This window comes from Streptomyces speibonae (assembly GCF_984686075.1).
Genome location: NZ_OZ480260.1, coordinates 7,077,237 through 7,096,081 on the forward strand (window position 1 = coordinate 7,077,237; position 18,845 = coordinate 7,096,081).

Sequence of the window (18,845 nt, forward strand, 5' to 3'; positions counted from 1 at the left end):
GGACGGCCACGCGGTCAGTCGTCGCCCTCCTCCATCCAGCCGAAGCTCTTCTCCACCGCCTTGCGCCAGTTGTGGTACTCGCGGTCGCGCACCGACGCCTCCATGACGGGCGTCCACTCGGCGTCCTTCGCCCAGTGCGACTTCAGCTCGTCCAGGCCGTTCCACACCCCCGTGGCGAGCCCCGCCGCGTAGGCGGCGCCCAGGCAGGTCGTCTCCGACACACGGGGCCGGATCACGGGCACCCCGAGCACATCCGCCTGGTGCTGCATGAGCAGGTCGTTCTTCGTCATGCCGCCGTCGACCTTCAGGGTGCTGATCCGCACCCCCGAGTCCTGGTACATGGCGTCCACGACCTCGCGCGTCTGCCAGCTCGTCGCCTCCAGCACCGCGCGCGCGAGGTGGGCCTTCGTCACGTACCGGGTGAGTCCCGTGATCACACCCCGCGCGTCGGACCGCCAGTACGGGGCGAACAGGCCGGAGAACGCGGGCACGATGTACGCCCCGCCGTTGTCCGCCACGCTGCCCGCGAGCGCCTCGATCTCGTCCGCGCTGCGGATGATGCCGAGCTGGTCACGGAACCACTGCACCAGCGCCCCCGTGATGGCGATCGACCCCTCCAGGCAGTAGACGGGCGCCTCGTCACCGATCTTGTAGCCCATCGTCGTGAGGAGCCCGCTCTTCGACGGCACCGGCCGGCTGCCCGTGTTCAGGAGCAGGAAGCTGCCCGTGCCGTAGGTGTTCTTCGCCGTGCCCACGTCGTAGCAGGCCTGCCCGAAGACCGCCGCCTGCTGATCGCCCAGGGCCGAGGCGACCGGGACACTGGCGAGTTGGCCCACGGCGGTGCCGTACACCTCGGAGGAGGACCTGATCTCCGGGAGCATCGCCTCGGGGACGTTCATGGCGGACAGGATGGAGGCGTCCCACTGGAGTGTCTCCAGGTTCATCAGCATGGTCCGCCCGGCGTTGGTCACATCGGTGACGTGCCGTCCGCCGTCCGTGCCGCCCGTGAGGTTCCAGATCAGCCAGGAGTCGATGGTGCCGAAGGCGATCTCGCCGTTCTGCGCACGCGCCCTGAGCCCGGGCACGTTGTCCAGCAGCCAGGCGGCCTTCGGCCCGGAGAAGTAGCTGGCCAGCGGCAGCCCGGTCTGCTCACGGAAGCGGTCCTGCCCGTCGGAGCCGCCCAACTGGCCGCAGAGCGCGGCGGTCCGGGTGTCCTGCCACACGATCGCGTTGTGCACGGGCTTGCCCGTGGTCCGGTCCCACAGGACCGTCGTCTCCCGCTGGTTGGTGATGCCCAGCGCGCTCAGCTGCTCCGCCCGCAGCCCGGCCTTGGCCAGCGCCCCCGCGACCACCGCCTGCACCTTGGACCAGATCTCGGTGGCGTCGTGCTCCACCCAGCCCGGCTTCGGGAAGATCTGGCGGTGCTCGCGCTGGTCCACGGCGACGATCGCGCCGTGCTGGTCGAAGACGATGCAGCGACTGGAGGTGGTGCCCTGATCGATCGCGGCGACGAACTTGTCCGTCATGACGTCCCCTTCGTCGGTTCGTGCGGAGGTTCGTTCAGAAGGCTGCGTTGAAGACGAGCCCGGCCAGCGCCGCGCCGATGAGCGGCCCCACCACGGGAACCCACGCGTACCCCCAGTCGGAGGTGCCCTTGTTCGGGATCGGGAGCAGGGCGTGCACGATGCGCGGTCCCAGGTCACGGGCCGGGTTGATGGCGTATCCGGTCGGACCGCCGAGCGAGAGGCCGATGCCGACCACCAGGAACGAGACGATGAGGATCGAGGTGCCCGACTCGCCGAGCCCCTTGGTCAGGCCGAACGCGAGGATCGGCAGCACCAGGGCCATGGTCGCGATGATCTCGGTGATGAGGTTCGCGACGGGATTGCGGATCGTCGGCGTCGTGGAGAAGACCCCGAGCGTCGGCTGGGCGATGTCCTCCTCGGAGTTGGCCTGGAACTGCGCGTAGTAGACCAGCCAGCACAGCACGGCACCGAGCATGGCACCGACCATCTCCCCGGCGAGGTAGACGGGGACCTTGCCCCAGTCGCCCGTGTCGATGGCGATCCCGAGGGTGACCGCCGGGTTGAGGTGCCCTCCGGACAGCGGGGCGGCGGTGTAGGCCCCGGCCATCACGCCGAAACCCCAGCCCAGCGCGATGACGACCCAGCCGGCGTCCTTCGCCTTCGAGTAGTTCAGTACGACGGCCGCGACCACGCCTGCGCCGAACAGGATGAGGATCGCGGTGCCGATGACTTCCCCGACGAATATGTCTCCGTTGCTCATGGCGGCTCCTAGGCCCCGGCCCGGGACCATCCGCCCCGGACCTCACGTGCAGGGTGCGTTTCCCATGGCGACTTCAGCCGAAGGCAGGGAGAACCCGCGCCCCGCCCGGCGTCCGTGACGAGCGTGCCGACGCAGTCGAATCGCCCGTGGGGAGAGGGCCTTGTCGCAGGGGACCCCAGGAAGTGGCGTGCCGGATTACACCAAGATGTACGGCGATGTCGACTGACACCGGAAGTGTTCACCGGCACTCAGGGAGCGTCAAGGTCGCCGGCAGGAACGGTTCTCGGCCACCTGATTTCCCGAACGAGTCGACTCCTGATAGCGCCTCTGTGTGTCAAGCGGCCTGAGCGAGGTGGTTCCGTTGATCTCGTTTCATGATCCGGTAGACCACGTTGGACAGGCGTCGCTTGAGGGCCCGGCGGGCCTCCGAAGGGGTCTTCCCCTCACTGATCTTGCGGAGGTAGTAGTCCTGCCCGCGCCCGCCGTCGCGGATCTGGCAGACGGCGATCGTGTGCAGCACCGAGTTCAGCGCGCGGTTGCCACCGGTGTTGAGCCGGTGGCGGACGTTGTTGCCGCTGGAGGCGTCCAGTGGCGCGCTGCCGGTGTAGCTGGCGAAGTGATGCTCGGTGGGGAACCGGGCGACGTCCCCGATGTGGCCGAGGACCTTCGCGGCCAGCACGGTGCCCAGGCCCGGCAGGGTGGTCAGCGTCGTGCGGGTCGCGGCGACGGCCTCGCGCATTTCGGCTTCGTTGTCCTTGACCTGCCGGTCCAGTCTGCGCAGGTCGGCCAGCAGATCACGGGCTATGTCCCGGCGGCAGTTGTCGGTGGCCGTGACCGGCCGGACGCCCTTCATCAAGGCGGCGGCCTTGTCGGCCGACAGGCCGGTGGGGGCTCCGCCGGGCAGGAGATCACGCAGGACGGCGTGGAGCCGGTTGAGGACGCGGGTGCGCTCGTGGACCAGGTCGTCCCGGCGCTCGGTCAGCAGCCGCAGGATCGTGGTCTGGTCTTCGGGGACCACGGGTCGCAGGTCGTGGCGGAAGAGGGCGGCCTGGGCGACGTGGAGGGCGTCCTTCGCGTCGGTCTTGCGGTCTCCGCCGGTGGCCAGCAGCCGGGCCCGGGCCGACAGGGTGGAGGGCACGTCGACCACGTTCTCGCCCGCGGCGGCCAGCTGCTGGGCGAGGGAGCGGCCCAGGCCGCCGGCGCCTTCGACCGCGAAACGACGGTCGGGCCACTGCTCGCACCAGCGCATCAGCTGGCGGAAGGTTCCGGCGTTGACGACGAACCGGCGCTGGGCCACCTGGTGGCCGGCGGCGTCCACGGCGACGGCGGTGTGGGACGACTTGTGGGGATCGACACCGATCAGGATCACAGGCTGCTGCCCTCGCACTCGATGAGACAGGAAGGGGAGTGCGGTGGGCACCCTGACTTGAAGTCACCGTGTCGCCTTCATGCCTCTGTCGAGCCACACCGCGCGGGTGTCGGCCGGCGGCGGCACGCTATCAGTGAGCCAGCCCGAGGGCGGCAAGGAGCACTGCGGGCCCGTGCCGACCGACACCCTGGACGCTACGGCTGCAGACCGAGCGTCTGGGGTTGATTCAACAAGTCAGGAGCAGGGGGCATGACACGACTCTCCACCGTGGTCCGCGGCCTGGCCACCACCATCGCCGCCCTGCTCACCGCGACCGCCGCTGCCGCCCCCGCCCGCGCGGAATCCGAACCCAAGGCTCCCCAGGACTTCGTGGCGCTGAACCGCGTGGACCCGACGATCCTTCAGGAGATTCGCTACTTCACCCCGCACAACTTCGTCGGCGAGCCCATAGACGGCTACCGGCAGCCCCTGTGCATCCTCACGCGGCCCGCCGCCGAAGCCCTCCGCACCGCCCAGACAGCACTCCTGCGCCAGGGCTACACCCTCAAGGTCTACGACTGCTACCGGCCGCAACGCGCGGTGGACCACTTCGTCCGCTGGGCCAAGGACCTCGACGACCAGAGGATGAAGGCCGAATTCTACCCGAACGTCGACAAGAACCGGCTCTTCGCCGACGGCTACATCGCGGAGCAGTCCGGCCACAGCCGCGGCTCCACGGTCGACCTCACCCTGGTGAAACTCCCCGCCACGCCCACCCGGCCCTACCACCCCGGAGAGCCCCTCACGCCCTGCTTCGCGCCCCAGGACCAGCGTTTTCCGGACAACTCCCTGGACATGGGCACCGGTTACGACTGCTTCGACACCCTCAGCCACACCCTCGACCCGCGGATCCAGGGCGAGCAGCGCGCCAACCGGATGCTGCTCAAGACCACCCTGGAGGACCTCGGCTTCGTGAACCTCGCCGAGGAATGGTGGCACTACACCTTCAAGCCGGAGGCCTACCCGGACACCTACTTCGACTTCCCGGTGTCCCACGCGTCCCTGCACGGCCGCCCCTGACCGCCCCTCCGCAGACGCCCTCGCCGTGATCGGATACAGTCCGCGCGTGTCCGAAACTCCCATGGCTCCCAACCCCGCGCCGGACTCCCACTGTTCGAGCTGCGGCGCGCCCTTCGGAGAGGGCGTCTCCGGCTGGCCCCGCACCTGCCCGGCCTGCGACACCGTCGCCTACCGCAACCCGCTCCCGGTCGCGGTGGCCCTCCAGCCCGTGTACGACACCCAGGGCACCGCCCTGGTCGTGGTCACCCGGGCCATCGCCCCGGCACGCGGACGCACGGCCCTGCCCGGCGGCTACGTCGACCACCGCGAGGACTGGCGGCAGGCCGTCGTCCGTGAGCTCGAGGAAGAGACCGGCATCGACGCGGCGAGCCGCGACGTACGGCTCGCCGACGCCATGAGCTCGCCCGACGGACACCTGCTGCTGTTCGGGCTGCTGCCCGAGCGTCCCGCACAGGACCTGCCGCCCTCGGCACCCACCGACGAGACCGAGGGCCACGGCCTGCTCCGCCGCCCCGAGGAACTCGCCTTCCCCCTCCACACCCTGGCCGTACGGGCCTGGTTCGAGGGCCGCTACATCTGATCCCCGGCCCTGCCCAGTCCGCGGACGCGCACCGGGCAGGCCGGCACCTCCACCCCGTCCTCACCCTCCCGCTCGACGACGAGCCGCGGACCCGACCACCGCACCGCGTACCGCTCGATCTCCGGCTCCTCCCACCCGTCGCCGGCGTCCGGCACCACCAGCCCGCCCCCGCTCCGCCCCCGGGCCGGCGCCCACACCTCGAGCTCCGTACCGCCGTGCGCACCCCGGACCGGCACCACGGAGCCTCCGCGCGCGAACACCGGGATCCGCCCCAGCGGCGCGTCGACCAGCACCCGGGCCGGCCCCTCGTACGCCCGTTCCGTCGCCGTGTCGTACCACCGCCCGCGCGGCAGCACGACGGCCCGCCGGTCCGCACCCGGATCGAGCACCGGAGCCACCAGCAGACAGTCACCGAGCAGAAAGGCGTCCTCGCAGTCGCGCACCGTCCGCTCCTCCGGCGCCGCCCACCACACCGGCCGCACGAAGGGGGCCCCGGTACGCCGCGCGAGGTGTGCCAGCGTCATGAAGTACGGCAGCAGCCGCCGGCGTTCGAGCAGTGCCGCGCGCGCGTGCCGGAGCACCTCGGGACCGAACTCCCACGGCTGCCCGCCCCCCGCACGCGGACCGGAGCGCGTACGGAACACGGGCAGATAGGCGCCCAGCTGGAGCCGGCGCAGATACAACTCCGGCGACCGCTCCCGGTCCGAGCCGCCGAGGTCCGGACCGGCCCACGGGATCCCGCACAGCCCCAGCCCCAGCGCCAGCGCCAGCGACGACCGCAGCCCGGGCCAGCCCGACCCCGCCATGGCCCACCACACCCCGCCGTGGCGCTGCGTACCGGCCCACCCCGAGCGCGACAGCACGAACGGCCGGTCCCGCGGCGCCTGCGCACGCAGCCCCTCGTACGCCGCCCGCGCCATGCACAGCCCGTACACGTTATGCGCCGCGCGGTGATCACCGTCCCCACCGTCCAGCGCGTGCCGGGCCGACCGCGGCAGCGTCGGCTCCCCGAAGGCCGTGAACGACGTCGGCTCGTCCAGCGTGTGCCAGAAACCGGCGAACCCCTGCGCCAGCCGCTCCGCGTACAGCGCGCCCCACCACGCACGCACGCGCGCGTGCGTGAAGTCCGGGAAGACCGCGTCCCCCGTCCACGCCACTCCCCGGACGACCTCGCCGTCGGTGCCCCGCACGAAGACGTCCCGGCCCGTCCCGTCGTCATACACGGCGTTCCCGGGCGTCGCCCCGACGGCGGGAGCGACGACCGACACCAGCCTGACTCCCTTGCGCAGCAGCTCGTCCGCGAGGACCGGCAGCTTGGGGAACCGCTCCCGGTCGACGGTGAACGGCTGCCGGTCCTCGAAGTGGGACGCACCCAGGTGCACGGCGTCCAGCGGCACCTCGTGCGCCAGGTGGTCGTCCACGACCCGCCGCACCTCGTCCTCACCACCCCCGCCCGCCCAGGCGTGCTGGTGACCGAGCGCCCACGCGGGCGGCAGCGTGGGCGCACCGGTGAGCGACGCCCACGCGAGCAGCACCCGCGCGGGAGTGCCGACCACGACCCAGCAGCGCAGCGGACCGCCGTCCATCTGCAGCTCGCTCGTGCCGGGCCGGTCGTGCCCGGAACCCGCGCCCTCCTCACCCTCCCGCAGCGTCACCGTGCCGTCCCACGCGCTGTCGTGGAACACCAGATGCGTGCCCGCGTCGGCCACCACCAACTGCACCGGCATCGTGACGGACGGCGGACCGTCCCCGGCCTCGATACCGTGCCGGGGACCGGTGTTCCACAACCGGTACGCGCCGTCCCGCAGCCGAGGCCCCGACGCCCGGCCCCCGAGCCCGAAGAAGCGGGCGTCCGCCGGCACCTCGGACCGCTGCTTCCAGCGCGCGGCGCCACCCCCGGCCGGCTCCCACCACAGCGGCGGCAGATCGCGCCGCAGCGTCACGCCGCCCGGCGTCTGCACCTCCACCGCGCCGTGCCGCGAGACGACGACCGTCACCCGCTCGGCCACCACGCGCCAGCCACCGTCCGTGTCCGGCTCCAATTCCGCCCGCGGATCCGCCTCGGGGCAGCGGCCGGCCAACGCGTAGGACGGCTCGGGTGCCGCGCCGTCCCAGCCCCGGAACACGGCGCCGTTCACCGCGACGAAGATCCGCAGGTCCGAACGGGTGAACCGGATCACACCGCCGCCGGGCCCCGGCTCCACCTCCCGCACCGTTCCGGGCACCCGCGCCCGCACCGGTCCGCGCGGCGGCAGCCCGGCGGCGTCCGCCCGCATCCTGCGCCACGCTGCTCGTACGGAACGCACCCGCTGCGCCGCCCCCACCGAACCGACCGACTTCATCGAACGCACCAGGTCACGACCGTTCATGTTGCTCACCCTGTCACCGATCGAGCCGGGCGAGGGTGTCGTTCAACTCCCGTTCACCCGTGATCGGACCACATCCTCACGACACGGACTATGTGGGGGGCACCCTGGTGCGGAAGTCGATCACGTGGCATCGTCCCTGTCAGCCGCGTCACGCGCACACCCCAACCCGTGCGCACAGGACGCACACGACGCGCACAGTCCGGGAGCCGCCCCATGTCGACCGAGAACCCCCAGCCGCTCTGGCAGCCGGATCCGGAGCGTATCGCCCAGGCACGGATCACCTCGTTCCAGGCATGGGCCGCCGAGCACCACGACGCCCCCGCCGAGGGCGGCTACGCGGCGCTCCACCGCTGGTCCGTGGACGAGCTGGACACCTTCTGGAAAGCCGTCACCGAGTGGTTCGACGTCCGCTTCTCGACACCCTACGAGCGCGTGCTGGGCGACCGCTCGATGCCCGGTGCCCAGTGGTTCCCCGGAGCGACCCTCAACTACGCCGAACACGCCCTGCGCGCCGCCGAGTCCCGGGCGGCCGAACCGGCCCTCCTCCACGTGGACGAATCCCACGACCCCCGCCCCGTCACCTGGGCCGAGCTGCGCCGCCAGGTCGGCTCCCTCGCCGCCGAACTGCGCACCCTCGGGGTACGTCCGGGCGACCGCGTCAGCGGCTACCTCCCGAACATCCCGCAGGCCGTCGTCGCCCTCCTCGCCACGGCGGCCGTGGGCGGCGTGTGGACCTCCTGCGCCCCCGACTTCGGCGCACGCAGCGTCCTCGACCGCTTCCAGCAGGTCGAACCCGTCGTCCTGTTCACCGTCGACGGCTACCGCTACGGCGGCAAGGAGCACGACCGCCGCGACGTCGTCGCCGAACTCCGCCGCGAACTGCCCACCCTGCGCGCCGTCGTGCACATCCCCCTGCTCGGCACCGACGCACCGGACGGCGCCCTCGCCTGGGCCGCCCTCACCTCCGCGGACACCGAACCGGTCTTCGAACAGGTCCCCTTCGACCACCCGCTGTGGGTGCTCTACTCCTCCGGCACCACCGGACTGCCCAAGGCGATCGTCCAGTCCCAGGGCGGCATCCTCGTCGAACACCTCAAACAGCTCGGCCTCCACTGCGACCTGGGCCCCGAGGACCGCTTCTTCTGGTACACCTCGACCGGCTGGATGATGTGGAACTTCCTCGTCTCCGGCCTCCTGACCGGCACGACGATCGTCCTGTACGACGGCAGCCCCGGCTACCCCGACACCGGCGCCCAGTGGCGGATCGCCGAACGCACCCGCGCCACCCTCTACGGCACCTCCGCCGCCTACGTCATGGCCTGCCGCAAGGCCGGCGTCCACCCTGCACGCGACTACGACCTCTCCGCCGTGAAGTGCGTCGCCACCACCGGCTCACCCCTGCCCCCCGACGGCTTCCGCTGGCTGCACGACGAGGTCCGTGACGACCTGTGGATCGCCTCCGTCAGCGGCGGCACGGACGTCTGCTCCTGCTTCGCCGGAGCCGTACCGACCCTCCCCGTGTACATCGGCGAGCTCCAGGCACCCGGCCTGGGCACCGACCTGCAGGCGTGGGACCCCAGTGGCAAACCCCTGACCGACGAGGTCGGCGAACTCGTGGTCACCAATCCCATGCCCTCCATGCCCATCCGCTTCTGGAACGACCCCGACGGCAGCCGCTACCACGACAGCTACTTCGACACCTACCCCGGCGTCTGGCGGCACGGCGACTGGATCACCATCACCTCACGGGGCTCCGTCGTCATCCACGGCCGCTCCGACTCGACCCTCAACCGCCAGGGCGTCCGCATGGGCTCGGCCGACATCTACGAAGCCGTCGAACGCCTCCCCGAGATCAGGGAATCCCTCGTCATCGGCGTCGAACAGCCCGACGGGGGCTACTGGATGCCCCTGTTCGTCCACCTGGCGCCCGGCTCCACCCTGGACGAGGACCTGCAAGGCCGCATCAAGCGGACCATCCGGGAGCAGCTCTCACCCCGACACGTCCCCGACGAGATCATCGAGGTGCCCGGAGTCCCGCACACCCTCACCGGCAAGCGCATCGAGGTCCCGGTCAAGCGCCTCCTCCAGGGCACCCCGCTGGACAAGGCCGTCAACCCGGGCTCCATCGACAACCTCGACCTGCTCGCCTTCTACGAGGACCTCGCCCGCAAGCGCGCCTGAACCCCGCCCCGGCCCGCCCGGGTACACCCTCGTCTCCCCCTCGTTGTCAGTGCCGCCGATTACTGTGAGTGAGCATTGATCGACCGTGCAGAGGGGGAGACATGGCGTACACCGACCACCGGACCCTGCGGCGCGTCCTGCGCCGCGAGATCGTCGGCACCATCGGCCTGCTGACCGACGACCACGACTTCCGCGCCATGCGGCGCTACGACAGCTTCGTCTTCGACGACCACACCACCTACCTCAAACACGTCGAAGCCGTCCTCAGGACCCGCGCGCTCCAGGGCAGCCACACCACGGTGGCGCTCTTCGACCCCGCGGACTACGCGGAGTTCTGCGCGAAGAGCGGCCTCGACCCCGACACCCACACCAGCCGGTCCCGCTTCACCGCAGAACTGGCGTCCACGGGGCCCGCCGTCCCCTACGACGGCCGGCCGCTGGCCGACCTCCTGCCCACCCTCGTCGACGAGGCCGTCCGACAGACCACCTGGGAGTACGCCACCACACTCCTCGCCCGCCTCGGCCCCTGCGCCTCCTGCGGCGAGGATCTCGGCCGCGCCGCCTTCGCCCGCGCCGCACACCTGCTGCTGCGCATCCTCGACACCGCCCAGCCCGGCGACCGGCACCTGGTCTGCAGCGTCTCCGGACCCCCGGAAACACTCGTGGCCGTCCTGCACGCGGACGACCTCGACGGCCGCCCCGACATCGACGAGACCGAGGCACTCGAATTCACCACCGTCCTGGCCGTCGGCCTCGCCACCGCGAGCCCCGGCGGACTGGTCATGCGGACCAGCACACCCGGTGCCCCCGACCGCGTCCACGGCTGGCGGCTGCGCGCCCACGCCCTAGAGCCCCTCACCGCCGGAGAGGTGTTCGACGCCTACTGCACCGACGCCGAATCCGGTGAGCTCATCGGCCCCGAGTCGAACGTGGACTACTGCGAGCCGCCCGACCTCGGAGAGGAGGGCCCGGACCCGGCCCACCGGCACTGACCCGGGGGACAGCGCCGAAGGGGCGCCCCACCTCTTGGCGGAGCGCCCCTTGCGGAAACCGGTCGCGGTGCGGCTACTCGCCCGACAGCACCGCCTGAGCGGCGGCGCGGGCGTCCTCGGCACTGTCCGCCGCCCGGGCGGCCGCCGCGGCCCGCTCGCACTGCGCCAGCGTGAACTTCGCCAGCGACGCCCGCACATACGGGATCGACGCCGCACCCATGGAGAGGGAGGTGACACCCAGACCGGTCAGCACACACGCCAGCAGCGGATCGGCGGCCGCCTCACCGCACACACCGCAGCTCTTGCCCTCGGCCTTCGCCGCCTCGGCGGACAGCGCCACCAGATCCAACAGCGCCGGCTGCCACGGGTCCTGCAGCCGGGAGACCGCACCGACCTGCCGGTCCGCGGCGAACGTGTACTGCGCGAGGTCGTTCGTCCCCAGCGACAGGAACTCCACCTCCTGCAGCACCGAGCGCGCCCGCAGCGCTGCCGACGGAATCTCGACCATGGCACCGAACTTCGCCCGCAGGCCGGCCTCCCGGCACGCGTCCGCGAACGCCTTGGCATCGGCCCGGTCCGCCACCATCGGAGCCATGACCTCGAGGTACACGGGCAGCCCTTCCGCGGCCCTGGCCAGCGCCGTCAGCTGGGTACGCAGCACCTCGGGATGGTCCAGCAGCGCCCGCAGACCGCGCACGCCCAGCGCCGGGTTCGGCTCGTCCGCCGGAGTCAGGAAGTCCAGCGGCTTGTCCGCGCCCGCGTCCAGCACACGCACCACGACCCGGCCCTCGGGGAACGCCTCGAGCACCTGCCGGTACGCGGTGACCTGCTTGTCCTCGGAAGGAGCGTTCTTGCTGTCGTCCAGGAACAGGAACTCGGTGCGGAAGAGACCTACGCCCTCCGCGCCCGCCTCGACCGCGGCCGCCACGTCCGCCGGACCGCCGATGTTGGCCAGCAGCGGCACCTTGTGACCGTCCGCCGTCGCACCCGGGCCGGTCGACGCGGCCAGTGCGGCCTTGCGCTCGGCAGCCGCCGCCTCGAGCCGGGCCCTCTCCTCGTCGCTCGGGTTCAGGAAGACCTCCCCGGTGCTGCCGTCCACCGCTATCAGCGTGCCCTCGGCGAGCTCACCGGCGCCCGGCAGGGCGACCACGGCCGGGACACCGAGCGCACGGGCCAGGATCGCGCTGTGGCTGGTCGGCCCGCCCTCCTCGGTCACGAAGCCGAGCACCAGCGTCGGGTCCAGCAGCGCCGTGTCCGCCGGCGCGAGGTCCCGGGCCACCAGCACATACGGCTGGTCGCTGTCCGGCACACCCGGCATCGGCACGCCGAGCAGCCGCGCGACGATACGGTTCCGCACGTCGTCGAGGTCGGCCACCCGGCCCGCCAGGTACTCACCGGCGTTCGCCAGCAGCTCGCGGTACGCGGCGAACGCGTCGTACACCGCCCGCTCGGCCGTGCTGCCGACAGCGATACGCCGCTCCACGTCGGACAGCAGCTCGGGATCCTGCGCCATCATCGCCTGTGCCTCGAGCACCGCCTGGGCCTCGCCCCCGGCGAGATTGCCGCGCGCCGTCAGATCGGCCGCCACCGCCTCCACGGCCTTGCGGGCACGCCCTTGCTCACGTTCCGCGTCCTCCGGCGCGATCTGCTTCGCGGGCGGTTCGAGTACCGCCGTACCCATGTGCCGGACCTCGCCGATCGCCACACCGTGGCTGACACCGACGCCTCGCAGCGTTGTTTCCATCTCACCCGTCTCCGCTAGTGCGGCGGCACCAGCCGCCGTGGTGGTTGTCCTGAGGGCCGTCAAGGGGACGGCGGTGGGTCACTTCCAGAGGAAGAGGCTGTCGCCGGCCTTCACATCGCCGTCCTCGCGAAGCTCGGAGAGCGCGTCCGCGGTGGCCTCCAGGGCCACGACCGGGCAGACCGGGGACTTACCGGCGGCCTCCACGGCGGCAGGGTCCCAGCGCGCGATGCTCTGACCGCGCGTGACGGTGTCGCCCTTGTTGACGAGCAGCTCGAAACCCTCTCCGTTGAGCTGCACCGTGTCGATGCCGAGGTGGGTGAGCACACCGTGGCCGTTCTCGTCCACGACGACGAACGCGTGCGGATGCAGGGAGATGATCACACCGTCGACGGGGGAGACGGCCTCGGAGGGCGACCGCTCGGGGTCGATCGCCGTACCCGGGCCGACCATGGCGCCGGAGAAGACGGGGTCGGGCACGGACGCCAGTCCGATGGCCCGTCCGGCAAGCGGGGACGTCACGGTGGTCATGGGAAGCCTCCCAAGGCGTGGAGATCTGTACGAGCGCCGTCACTGCCTGTCTCCGGCGTGCTGTTCAGCAGGGTATGTCATATGACGTACCGGTTCCGGGGGCAGGTCCGGCTCTTGGTCTAGACGAGAGGTCTAGACCACCTACCCTAATCGATTTGCACGCAGTGTGCGACCGCTGTACAGTTCTACTTCCTGCTCGGGGATGAGTGACACGCTCGAGTGTCTGTGCCCGGCAGGCAACCCAACTCTTCAGATCCTCTCTTCGGATCACTTTCCGCATGCCTGCGGGAGGGTGGTCAGAGGGCCGGAAAAACCCTGATAGAGTCGGAAACGCCGAAGGGAAGCGCCCGGAGGAAAGCCTGCGAGGGTGAGTACGAAGGAAGCGTCCGTTCCTTGAGAACTCAACAGCGTGCCAAAAGTCAACGCCAGATATGTTGATACCCCGTCTCCAGCTTCTGCTGGGGCGAGGTTCCTTTGAAAAAACACAGCGAGGACGCTGTGTGCGAGGGGACTATTCCTCCTCTCGCACCGCTCTCGTGGTGTTCATCCCGATTACGGGAAAACATACACGGAGAGTTTGATCCTGGCTCAGGACGAACGCTGGCGGCGTGCTTAACACATGCAAGTCGAACGATGAACCACCTTCGGGTGGGGATTAGTGGCGAACGGGTGAGTAACACGTGGGCAATCTGCCCTGCACTCTGGGACAAGCCCTGGAAACGGGGTCTAATACCGGATACTGAACCGTCTGGGCATCCAGGCGGTTCGAAAGCTCCGGCGGTGCAGGATGAGCCCGCGGCCTATCAGCTTGTTGGTGAGGTAACGGCTCACCAAGGCGACGACGGGTAGCCGGCCTGAGAGGGCGACCGGCCACACTGGGACTGAGACACGGCCCAGACTCCTACGGGAGGCAGCAGTGGGGAATATTGCACAATGGGCGAAAGCCTGATGCAGCGACGCCGCGTGAGGGATGACGGCCTTCGGGTTGTAAACCTCTTTCAGCAGGGAAGAAGCGAAAGTGACGGTACCTGCAGAAGAAGCGCCGGCTAACTACGTGCCAGCAGCCGCGGTAATACGTAGGGCGCGAGCGTTGTCCGGAATTATTGGGCGTAAAGAGCTCGTAGGCGGCTTGTCGCGTCGGTTGTGAAAGCCCGGGGCTTAACCCCGGGTCTGCAGTCGATACGGGCAGGCTAGAGTTCGGTAGGGGAGATCGGAATTCCTGGTGTAGCGGTGAAATGCGCAGATATCAGGAGGAACACCGGTGGCGAAGGCGGATCTCTGGGCCGATACTGACGCTGAGGAGCGAAAGCGTGGGGAGCGAACAGGATTAGATACCCTGGTAGTCCACGCCGTAAACGGTGGGCACTAGGTGTGGGCGACATTCCACGTCGTCCGTGCCGCAGCTAACGCATTAAGTGCCCCGCCTGGGGAGTACGGCCGCAAGGCTAAAACTCAAAGGAATTGACGGGGGCCCGCACAAGCGGCGGAGCATGTGGCTTAATTCGACGCAACGCGAAGAACCTTACCAAGGCTTGACATACACCGGAAAGCATTAGAGATAGTGCCCCCCTTGTGGTCGGTGTACAGGTGGTGCATGGCTGTCGTCAGCTCGTGTCGTGAGATGTTGGGTTAAGTCCCGCAACGAGCGCAACCCTTGTCCCGTGTTGCCAGCAGGCCCTTGTGGTGCTGGGGACTCACGGGAGACCGCCGGGGTCAACTCGGAGGAAGGTGGGGACGACGTCAAGTCATCATGCCCCTTATGTCTTGGGCTGCACACGTGCTACAATGGCCGGTACAATGAGCTGCGATACCGCAAGGTGGAGCGAATCTCAAAAAGCCGGTCTCAGTTCGGATTGGGGTCTGCAACTCGACCCCATGAAGTCGGAGTCGCTAGTAATCGCAGATCAGCATTGCTGCGGTGAATACGTTCCCGGGCCTTGTACACACCGCCCGTCACGTCACGAAAGTCGGTAACACCCGAAGCCGGTGGCCCAACCCCTTGTGGGAGGGAGCTGTCGAAGGTGGGACTGGCGATTGGGACGAAGTCGTAACAAGGTAGCCGTACCGGAAGGTGCGGCTGGATCACCTCCTTTCTAAGGAGCACTTCTCACCAACTCCGGTTGGTCAGAGGCCAGTACATCGGCGAACGTCTGATGCTGGTTGCTCATGGGTGGAACGTTGACTACTCGGCACACTTGATCGTCTTCTGCTGCTAGTACTGCTCTTCGGAGCGTGGAACGTTGAGGGAAGCGGGGAGTGTGTCGGGCACGCTGTTGGGTGTCTGAGGGCACGGCCGCAGGGTCGTTCCTTCGGTGCCGGCCCCAGTGAACTCGAGCTTCTGGCTTGGGGTGATGGGTGGTTGGTCGTTGTTTGAGAACTGCACAGTGGACGCGAGCATCTGTGGCCAAGTTTTTAAGGGCGCACGGTGGATGCCTTGGCACCAGGAACCGATGAAGGACGTGGGAGGCCGCGATAGGCCCCGGGGAGTCGTCAACCAGGCTTTGATCCGGGGGTGTCCGAATGGGGAAACCCGGCAGTCGTCATGGGCTGTCACCCTTGCCTGAACACATAGGGCAAGTGGAGGGAACGCGGGGAAGTGAAACATCTCAGTACCCGCAGGAAGAGAAAACAACCGTGATTCCGGTAGTAGTGGCGAGCGAAACCGGATGAGGCCAAACCGTATGCGTGTGAGACCCGGCAGGGGTTGCGCATTCGGGGTTGTGGGATCTCTCTTTCATGGTCTGCCGGCCATGAGACGAGTCAGAAACCGTTGATGTAGGCGAAGGACATGCGAAAGGTCCGGCGTAGAGGGTAAGACCCCCGTAGTCGAAACGTCAGCGGCTCGTTTGAGAGACACCCAAGTAGCACGGGGCCCGAGAAATCCCGTGTGAATCTGGCGGGACCACCCGCTAAGCCTAAATATTCCCTGGTGACCGATAGCGGATAGTACCGTGAGGGAATGGTGAAAAGTACCCCGGGAGGGGAGTGAAATAGTACCTGAAACCGTGTGCCTACAAGCCGTGGGAGCGTCGCTGATGGGCTTGCCCATCAGTCGTGACTGCGTGCCTTTTGAAGAATGAGCCTGCGAGTTTGCGGTGTGTTGCGAGGTTAACCCGGGTGGGGTAGCCGTAGCGAAAGCGAGTCCGAAGAGGGCGATCTGAGTAGCACGCTCAAGACCCGAAGCGGAGTGATCTAGCCATGGGCAGGTTGAAGCGGAGGTAAGACTTCGTGGAGGACCGAACCCACCAGGGTTGAAAACCTGGGGGATGACCTGTGGTTAGGGGTGAAAGGCCAATCAAACTCCGTGATAGCTGGTTCTCCCCGAAATGCATTTAGGTGCAGCGTCGTGTGTTTCTTGCCGGAGGTAGAGCACTGGATAGGCGATGGGCCCTACCGGGTTACTGACCTTAGCCAAACTCCGAATGCCGGTAAGTGAGAGCGCGGCAGTGAGACTGTGGGGGATAAGCTCCATGGTCGAGAGGGAAACAGCCCAGAGCATCGACTAAGGCCCCTAAGCGTACGCTAAGTGGGAAAGGATGTGGAGTCGCAGAGACAACCAGGAGGTTGGCTTAGAAGCAGCCATCCTTGAAAGAGTGCGTAATAGCTCACTGGTCTAGTGATTCCGCGCCGACAATGTAGCGGGGCTCAAGCGTACCGCCGAAGTCGTGTCATTGCGATATGTACCCCCAACGGGGATCGTGATGGGTAGGGGAGCGTCGTCTGCCGGGTGAAGCAGCCGCGTAAGCGAGTTGTGGACGGTTGACGAGTGAGAATGCAGGCATGAGTAGCGATTCACACGTGAGAAACGTGTGCGCCGATTGACTAAGGGTTCCTGGGTCAAGCTGATCTGCCCAGGGTAAGTCGGGACCTAAGGCGAGGCCGACAGGCGTAGTCGATGGATAACCGGTTGATATTCCGGTACCCGCTGTGGAGCGTCAAACATCGAATCCAGTGATGCTAAGCCCGTGAAGCCGTCGGCTGAGTCTTCGGACGAGGTCGGAGTGGTGGAGCCGGTGACCCGAGCTGGTAGTAGGTGAGTGATGGGGTGACGCAGGAAGGTAGTCCATCCCGGGCGGTGGTTGTCCCGGGGTAAGGGTGTAGGACGTCAGGTAGGTAAATCCGCCTGGCAATAGTCTGAGACCTGATGCCGAGCCGATTGTGGTGAAGTGGATGATCCTATGCTGTCGAGAAAAGCCTCTAGCGAGTTTCATGGCGGCCCGTACCCTAAACCGACTCAGGTGGTCAGGTAGAGAATACCGAGGCGTTCGGGTGAACTATGGTTAAGGAACTCGGCAAAATGCCCCCGTAACTTCGGGAGAAGGGGGGCCACGCTCGGTGATCCGATTTACTCGGTGAGCTGGGGGTGGCCGCAGAGACCAGCGAGAAGCGACTGTTTACTAAAAACACAGGTCCGTGCGAAGCCGTAAGGCGATGTATACGGACTGACGCCTGCCCGGTGCTGGAACGTTAAGGGGACCGGTTAGCTCACTTTCGGGTGGGCGAAGCTGAGAACTTAAGCGCCAGTAAACGGCGGTGGTAACTATAACCATCCTAAGGTAGCGAAATTCCTTGTCGGGTAAGTTCCGACCTGCACGAATGGCGTAACGACTTCTCGACTGTCTCAACCATAGGCCCGGTGAAATTGCACTACGAGTAAAGATGCTCGTTTCGCGCAGCAGGACGGAAAGACCCCGGGACCTTTACTACAGTTTGATATTGGTGTTCGGTTCGGCTTGTGTAGGATAGCTGGGAGACTGTGAAGCCTGGACGCCAGTTCGGGTGGAGTCGTCGTTGAAATACCAGTCTGGTCGTGCTGGATGTCTAACCTGGGTCCGTGATCCGGATCAGGGACAGTGTCTGATGGGTAGTTTAACTGGGGCGGTTGCCTCCTAAAGAGTAACGGAGGCGCCCAAAGGTTCCCTCAGCCTGGTTGGCAATCAGGTGTTGAGTGTAAGTGCACAAGGGAGCTTGACTGTGAGACCGACGGGTCGAGCAGGGACGAAAGTCGGGACTAGTGATCCGGCGGTGGCTTGTGGAAGCGCCGTCGCTCAACGGATAAAAGGTACCCCGGGGATAACAGGCTGATCTTCCCCAAGAGTCCATATCGACGGGATGGTTTGGCACCTCGATGTCGGCTCGTCGCATCCTGGGGCTGGAGTCGGTCCCAAGGGTTGGGCTGTTCGCCCATTAAAGCGGTACGCGAGCTGGGTTTAGAACGTCGTGAGACAGTTCGGTCCCTATCCGCTGTGCGCGTAGGAGTCTTGAGAAGGGCTGTCCCTAGTACGAGAGGACCGGGACGGACGAACCTCTGGTGTGCCAGTTGTTCTGCCAAGGGCATGGCTGGTTGGCTACGTTCGGGAGGGATAACCGCTGAAAGCATCTAAGCGGGAAGCCTGCTTCGAGATGAGGACTCCCACCCACTTGATGGGGTAAGGCTCCCAGTAGACGACTGGGTTGATAGGCCGGATATGGAAGCACGGTAACGTGTGGAGTTGACCGGTACTAATAGGCCGAGGGCTTGTCCTCAGTTGCTCGCGTCCACTGTGTTGGTTCTGAAACCACGAACAACCCCATGCCATGGTCACGGCGTGGTGCTGGTTGTTGATTGTTTCATAGTGTTTCGGTGGTCATAGCGTAGGGGAAACGCCCGGTTACATTCCGAACCCGGAAGCTAAGCCTTACAGCGCCGATGGTACTGCAGGGGGGACCCTGTGGGAGAGTAGGACGCCGCCGAACT

The 18,845-nt window shown here is 67.5% G+C and carries 10 protein-coding genes and 3 rRNA genes; 7 read left to right on the plus strand and 6 right to left on the minus strand.

All coding sequences use genetic code 11. From position 1 onward, the window contains the following. Window positions 1-14: 14 nt before the first annotated feature. The 3 genes from glpK to AC5L3C_RS31920 all read right to left on the minus strand — a co-directional run bounded on the left by glpK (window position 15) and on the right by AC5L3C_RS31920 (window position 3,655). Window positions 15-1,526 (minus strand): glycerol kinase GlpK, encoded by a 1,512-nt coding sequence (gene glpK, locus AC5L3C_RS31910; RefSeq protein WP_493652561.1) that lies wholly within the window; start codon window positions 1,524-1,526, stop codon window positions 15-17. 34 nt (window positions 1,527-1,560) lie between these two features. Then, window positions 1,561-2,286, minus strand: a complete 726-nt coding sequence (locus tag AC5L3C_RS31915) for an MIP/aquaporin family protein (RefSeq protein ID WP_493652563.1) — start codon at window positions 2,284-2,286, stop codon at window positions 1,561-1,563. Window positions 2,287-2,620: 334 nt separating this feature from the next. Further along, the gene (locus tag AC5L3C_RS31920) at window positions 2,621-3,655 is read right to left on the minus strand and encodes an IS110 family RNA-guided transposase (protein WP_493650086.1); all 1,035 of its coding nucleotides are present in this window, start codon (window positions 3,653-3,655) and stop codon (window positions 2,621-2,623) included. A 249-nt stretch (window positions 3,656-3,904) separates the two neighbouring features. Here AC5L3C_RS31920 and AC5L3C_RS31925 point away from each other — a divergent pair, with 249 nt between their 5' ends. Both AC5L3C_RS31925 and AC5L3C_RS31930 read left to right on the plus strand, forming a co-directional pair. Then, entirely contained in the window at window positions 3,905-4,714 is an 810-nt protein-coding gene (locus tag AC5L3C_RS31925) for a M15 family metallopeptidase (RefSeq protein ID WP_493652565.1), read from the plus strand. Between the two features lie 61 nt (window positions 4,715-4,775). Further along, window positions 4,776-5,294 carry an NUDIX domain-containing protein gene (locus AC5L3C_RS31930; RefSeq protein WP_493654109.1) on the plus strand — a complete coding sequence of 173 codons (519 nt, stop codon included), beginning with the start codon at window positions 4,776-4,778 and terminating at the stop codon, window positions 5,292-5,294. Here the strand turns inward: AC5L3C_RS31930 and AC5L3C_RS31935 are convergent. Then, a complete protein-coding gene (locus tag AC5L3C_RS31935) occupies window positions 5,285-7,663 on the minus strand; it encodes a glycoside hydrolase family 31 protein (RefSeq protein WP_493652567.1) in 2,379 nt (792 codons plus the stop codon). The two genes, AC5L3C_RS31930 and AC5L3C_RS31935, sit on opposite strands and share 10 nt — an antisense overlap. 213 nt (window positions 7,664-7,876) lie before the next feature. Between AC5L3C_RS31935 and AC5L3C_RS31940 the strand changes: the two genes are divergently transcribed. Both AC5L3C_RS31940 and AC5L3C_RS31945 read left to right on the plus strand, forming a co-directional pair. After that, the gene (locus tag AC5L3C_RS31940) at window positions 7,877-9,844 is read left to right on the plus strand and encodes an acetoacetate--CoA ligase (protein WP_493652569.1); all 1,968 of its coding nucleotides are present in this window, start codon (window positions 7,877-7,879) and stop codon (window positions 9,842-9,844) included. Between the two features lie 101 nt (window positions 9,845-9,945). After that, window positions 9,946-10,836 carry a DUF8829 domain-containing protein gene (locus AC5L3C_RS31945; RefSeq protein ID WP_493652571.1) on the plus strand — a complete coding sequence of 297 codons (891 nt, stop codon included), beginning with the start codon at window positions 9,946-9,948 and terminating at the stop codon, window positions 10,834-10,836. 73 nt (window positions 10,837-10,909) lie between these two features. Here AC5L3C_RS31945 and ptsP read toward each other — a convergent pair whose 3' ends face one another. Both ptsP and AC5L3C_RS31955 read right to left on the minus strand, forming a co-directional pair. Beyond that, the gene (gene ptsP / locus AC5L3C_RS31950) at window positions 10,910-12,580 is read right to left on the minus strand and encodes a phosphoenolpyruvate--protein phosphotransferase (RefSeq protein WP_493652573.1); all 1,671 of its coding nucleotides are present in this window, start codon (window positions 12,578-12,580) and stop codon (window positions 10,910-10,912) included. A gap of 78 nt (window positions 12,581-12,658) precedes the next feature. Then, window positions 12,659-13,108: a PTS sugar transporter subunit IIA gene (locus AC5L3C_RS31955; protein ID WP_493652575.1), complete on the minus strand. Its 450-nt coding sequence runs from the start codon at window positions 13,106-13,108 to the stop codon at window positions 12,659-12,661. Window positions 13,109-13,673: 565 nt separating this feature from the next. Between AC5L3C_RS31955 and AC5L3C_RS31960 the strand changes: the two genes are divergently transcribed. The 3 genes from AC5L3C_RS31960 to rrf all read left to right on the plus strand — a co-directional run bounded on the left by AC5L3C_RS31960 (window position 13,674) and on the right by rrf (window position 18,844). After that, a 16S ribosomal RNA gene (locus AC5L3C_RS31960) occupies window positions 13,674-15,201 on the plus strand. A 309-nt stretch (window positions 15,202-15,510) separates the two neighbouring features. Then, window positions 15,511-18,634 (plus strand): 23S ribosomal RNA (locus AC5L3C_RS31965). A gap of 93 nt (window positions 18,635-18,727) precedes the next feature. Next, window positions 18,728-18,844 (plus strand): 5S ribosomal RNA (rrf, locus tag AC5L3C_RS31970). Together the 16S, 23S and 5S rRNA genes form the textbook arrangement of a ribosomal RNA operon. Window position 18,845: the final 1 nt, after the last annotated feature.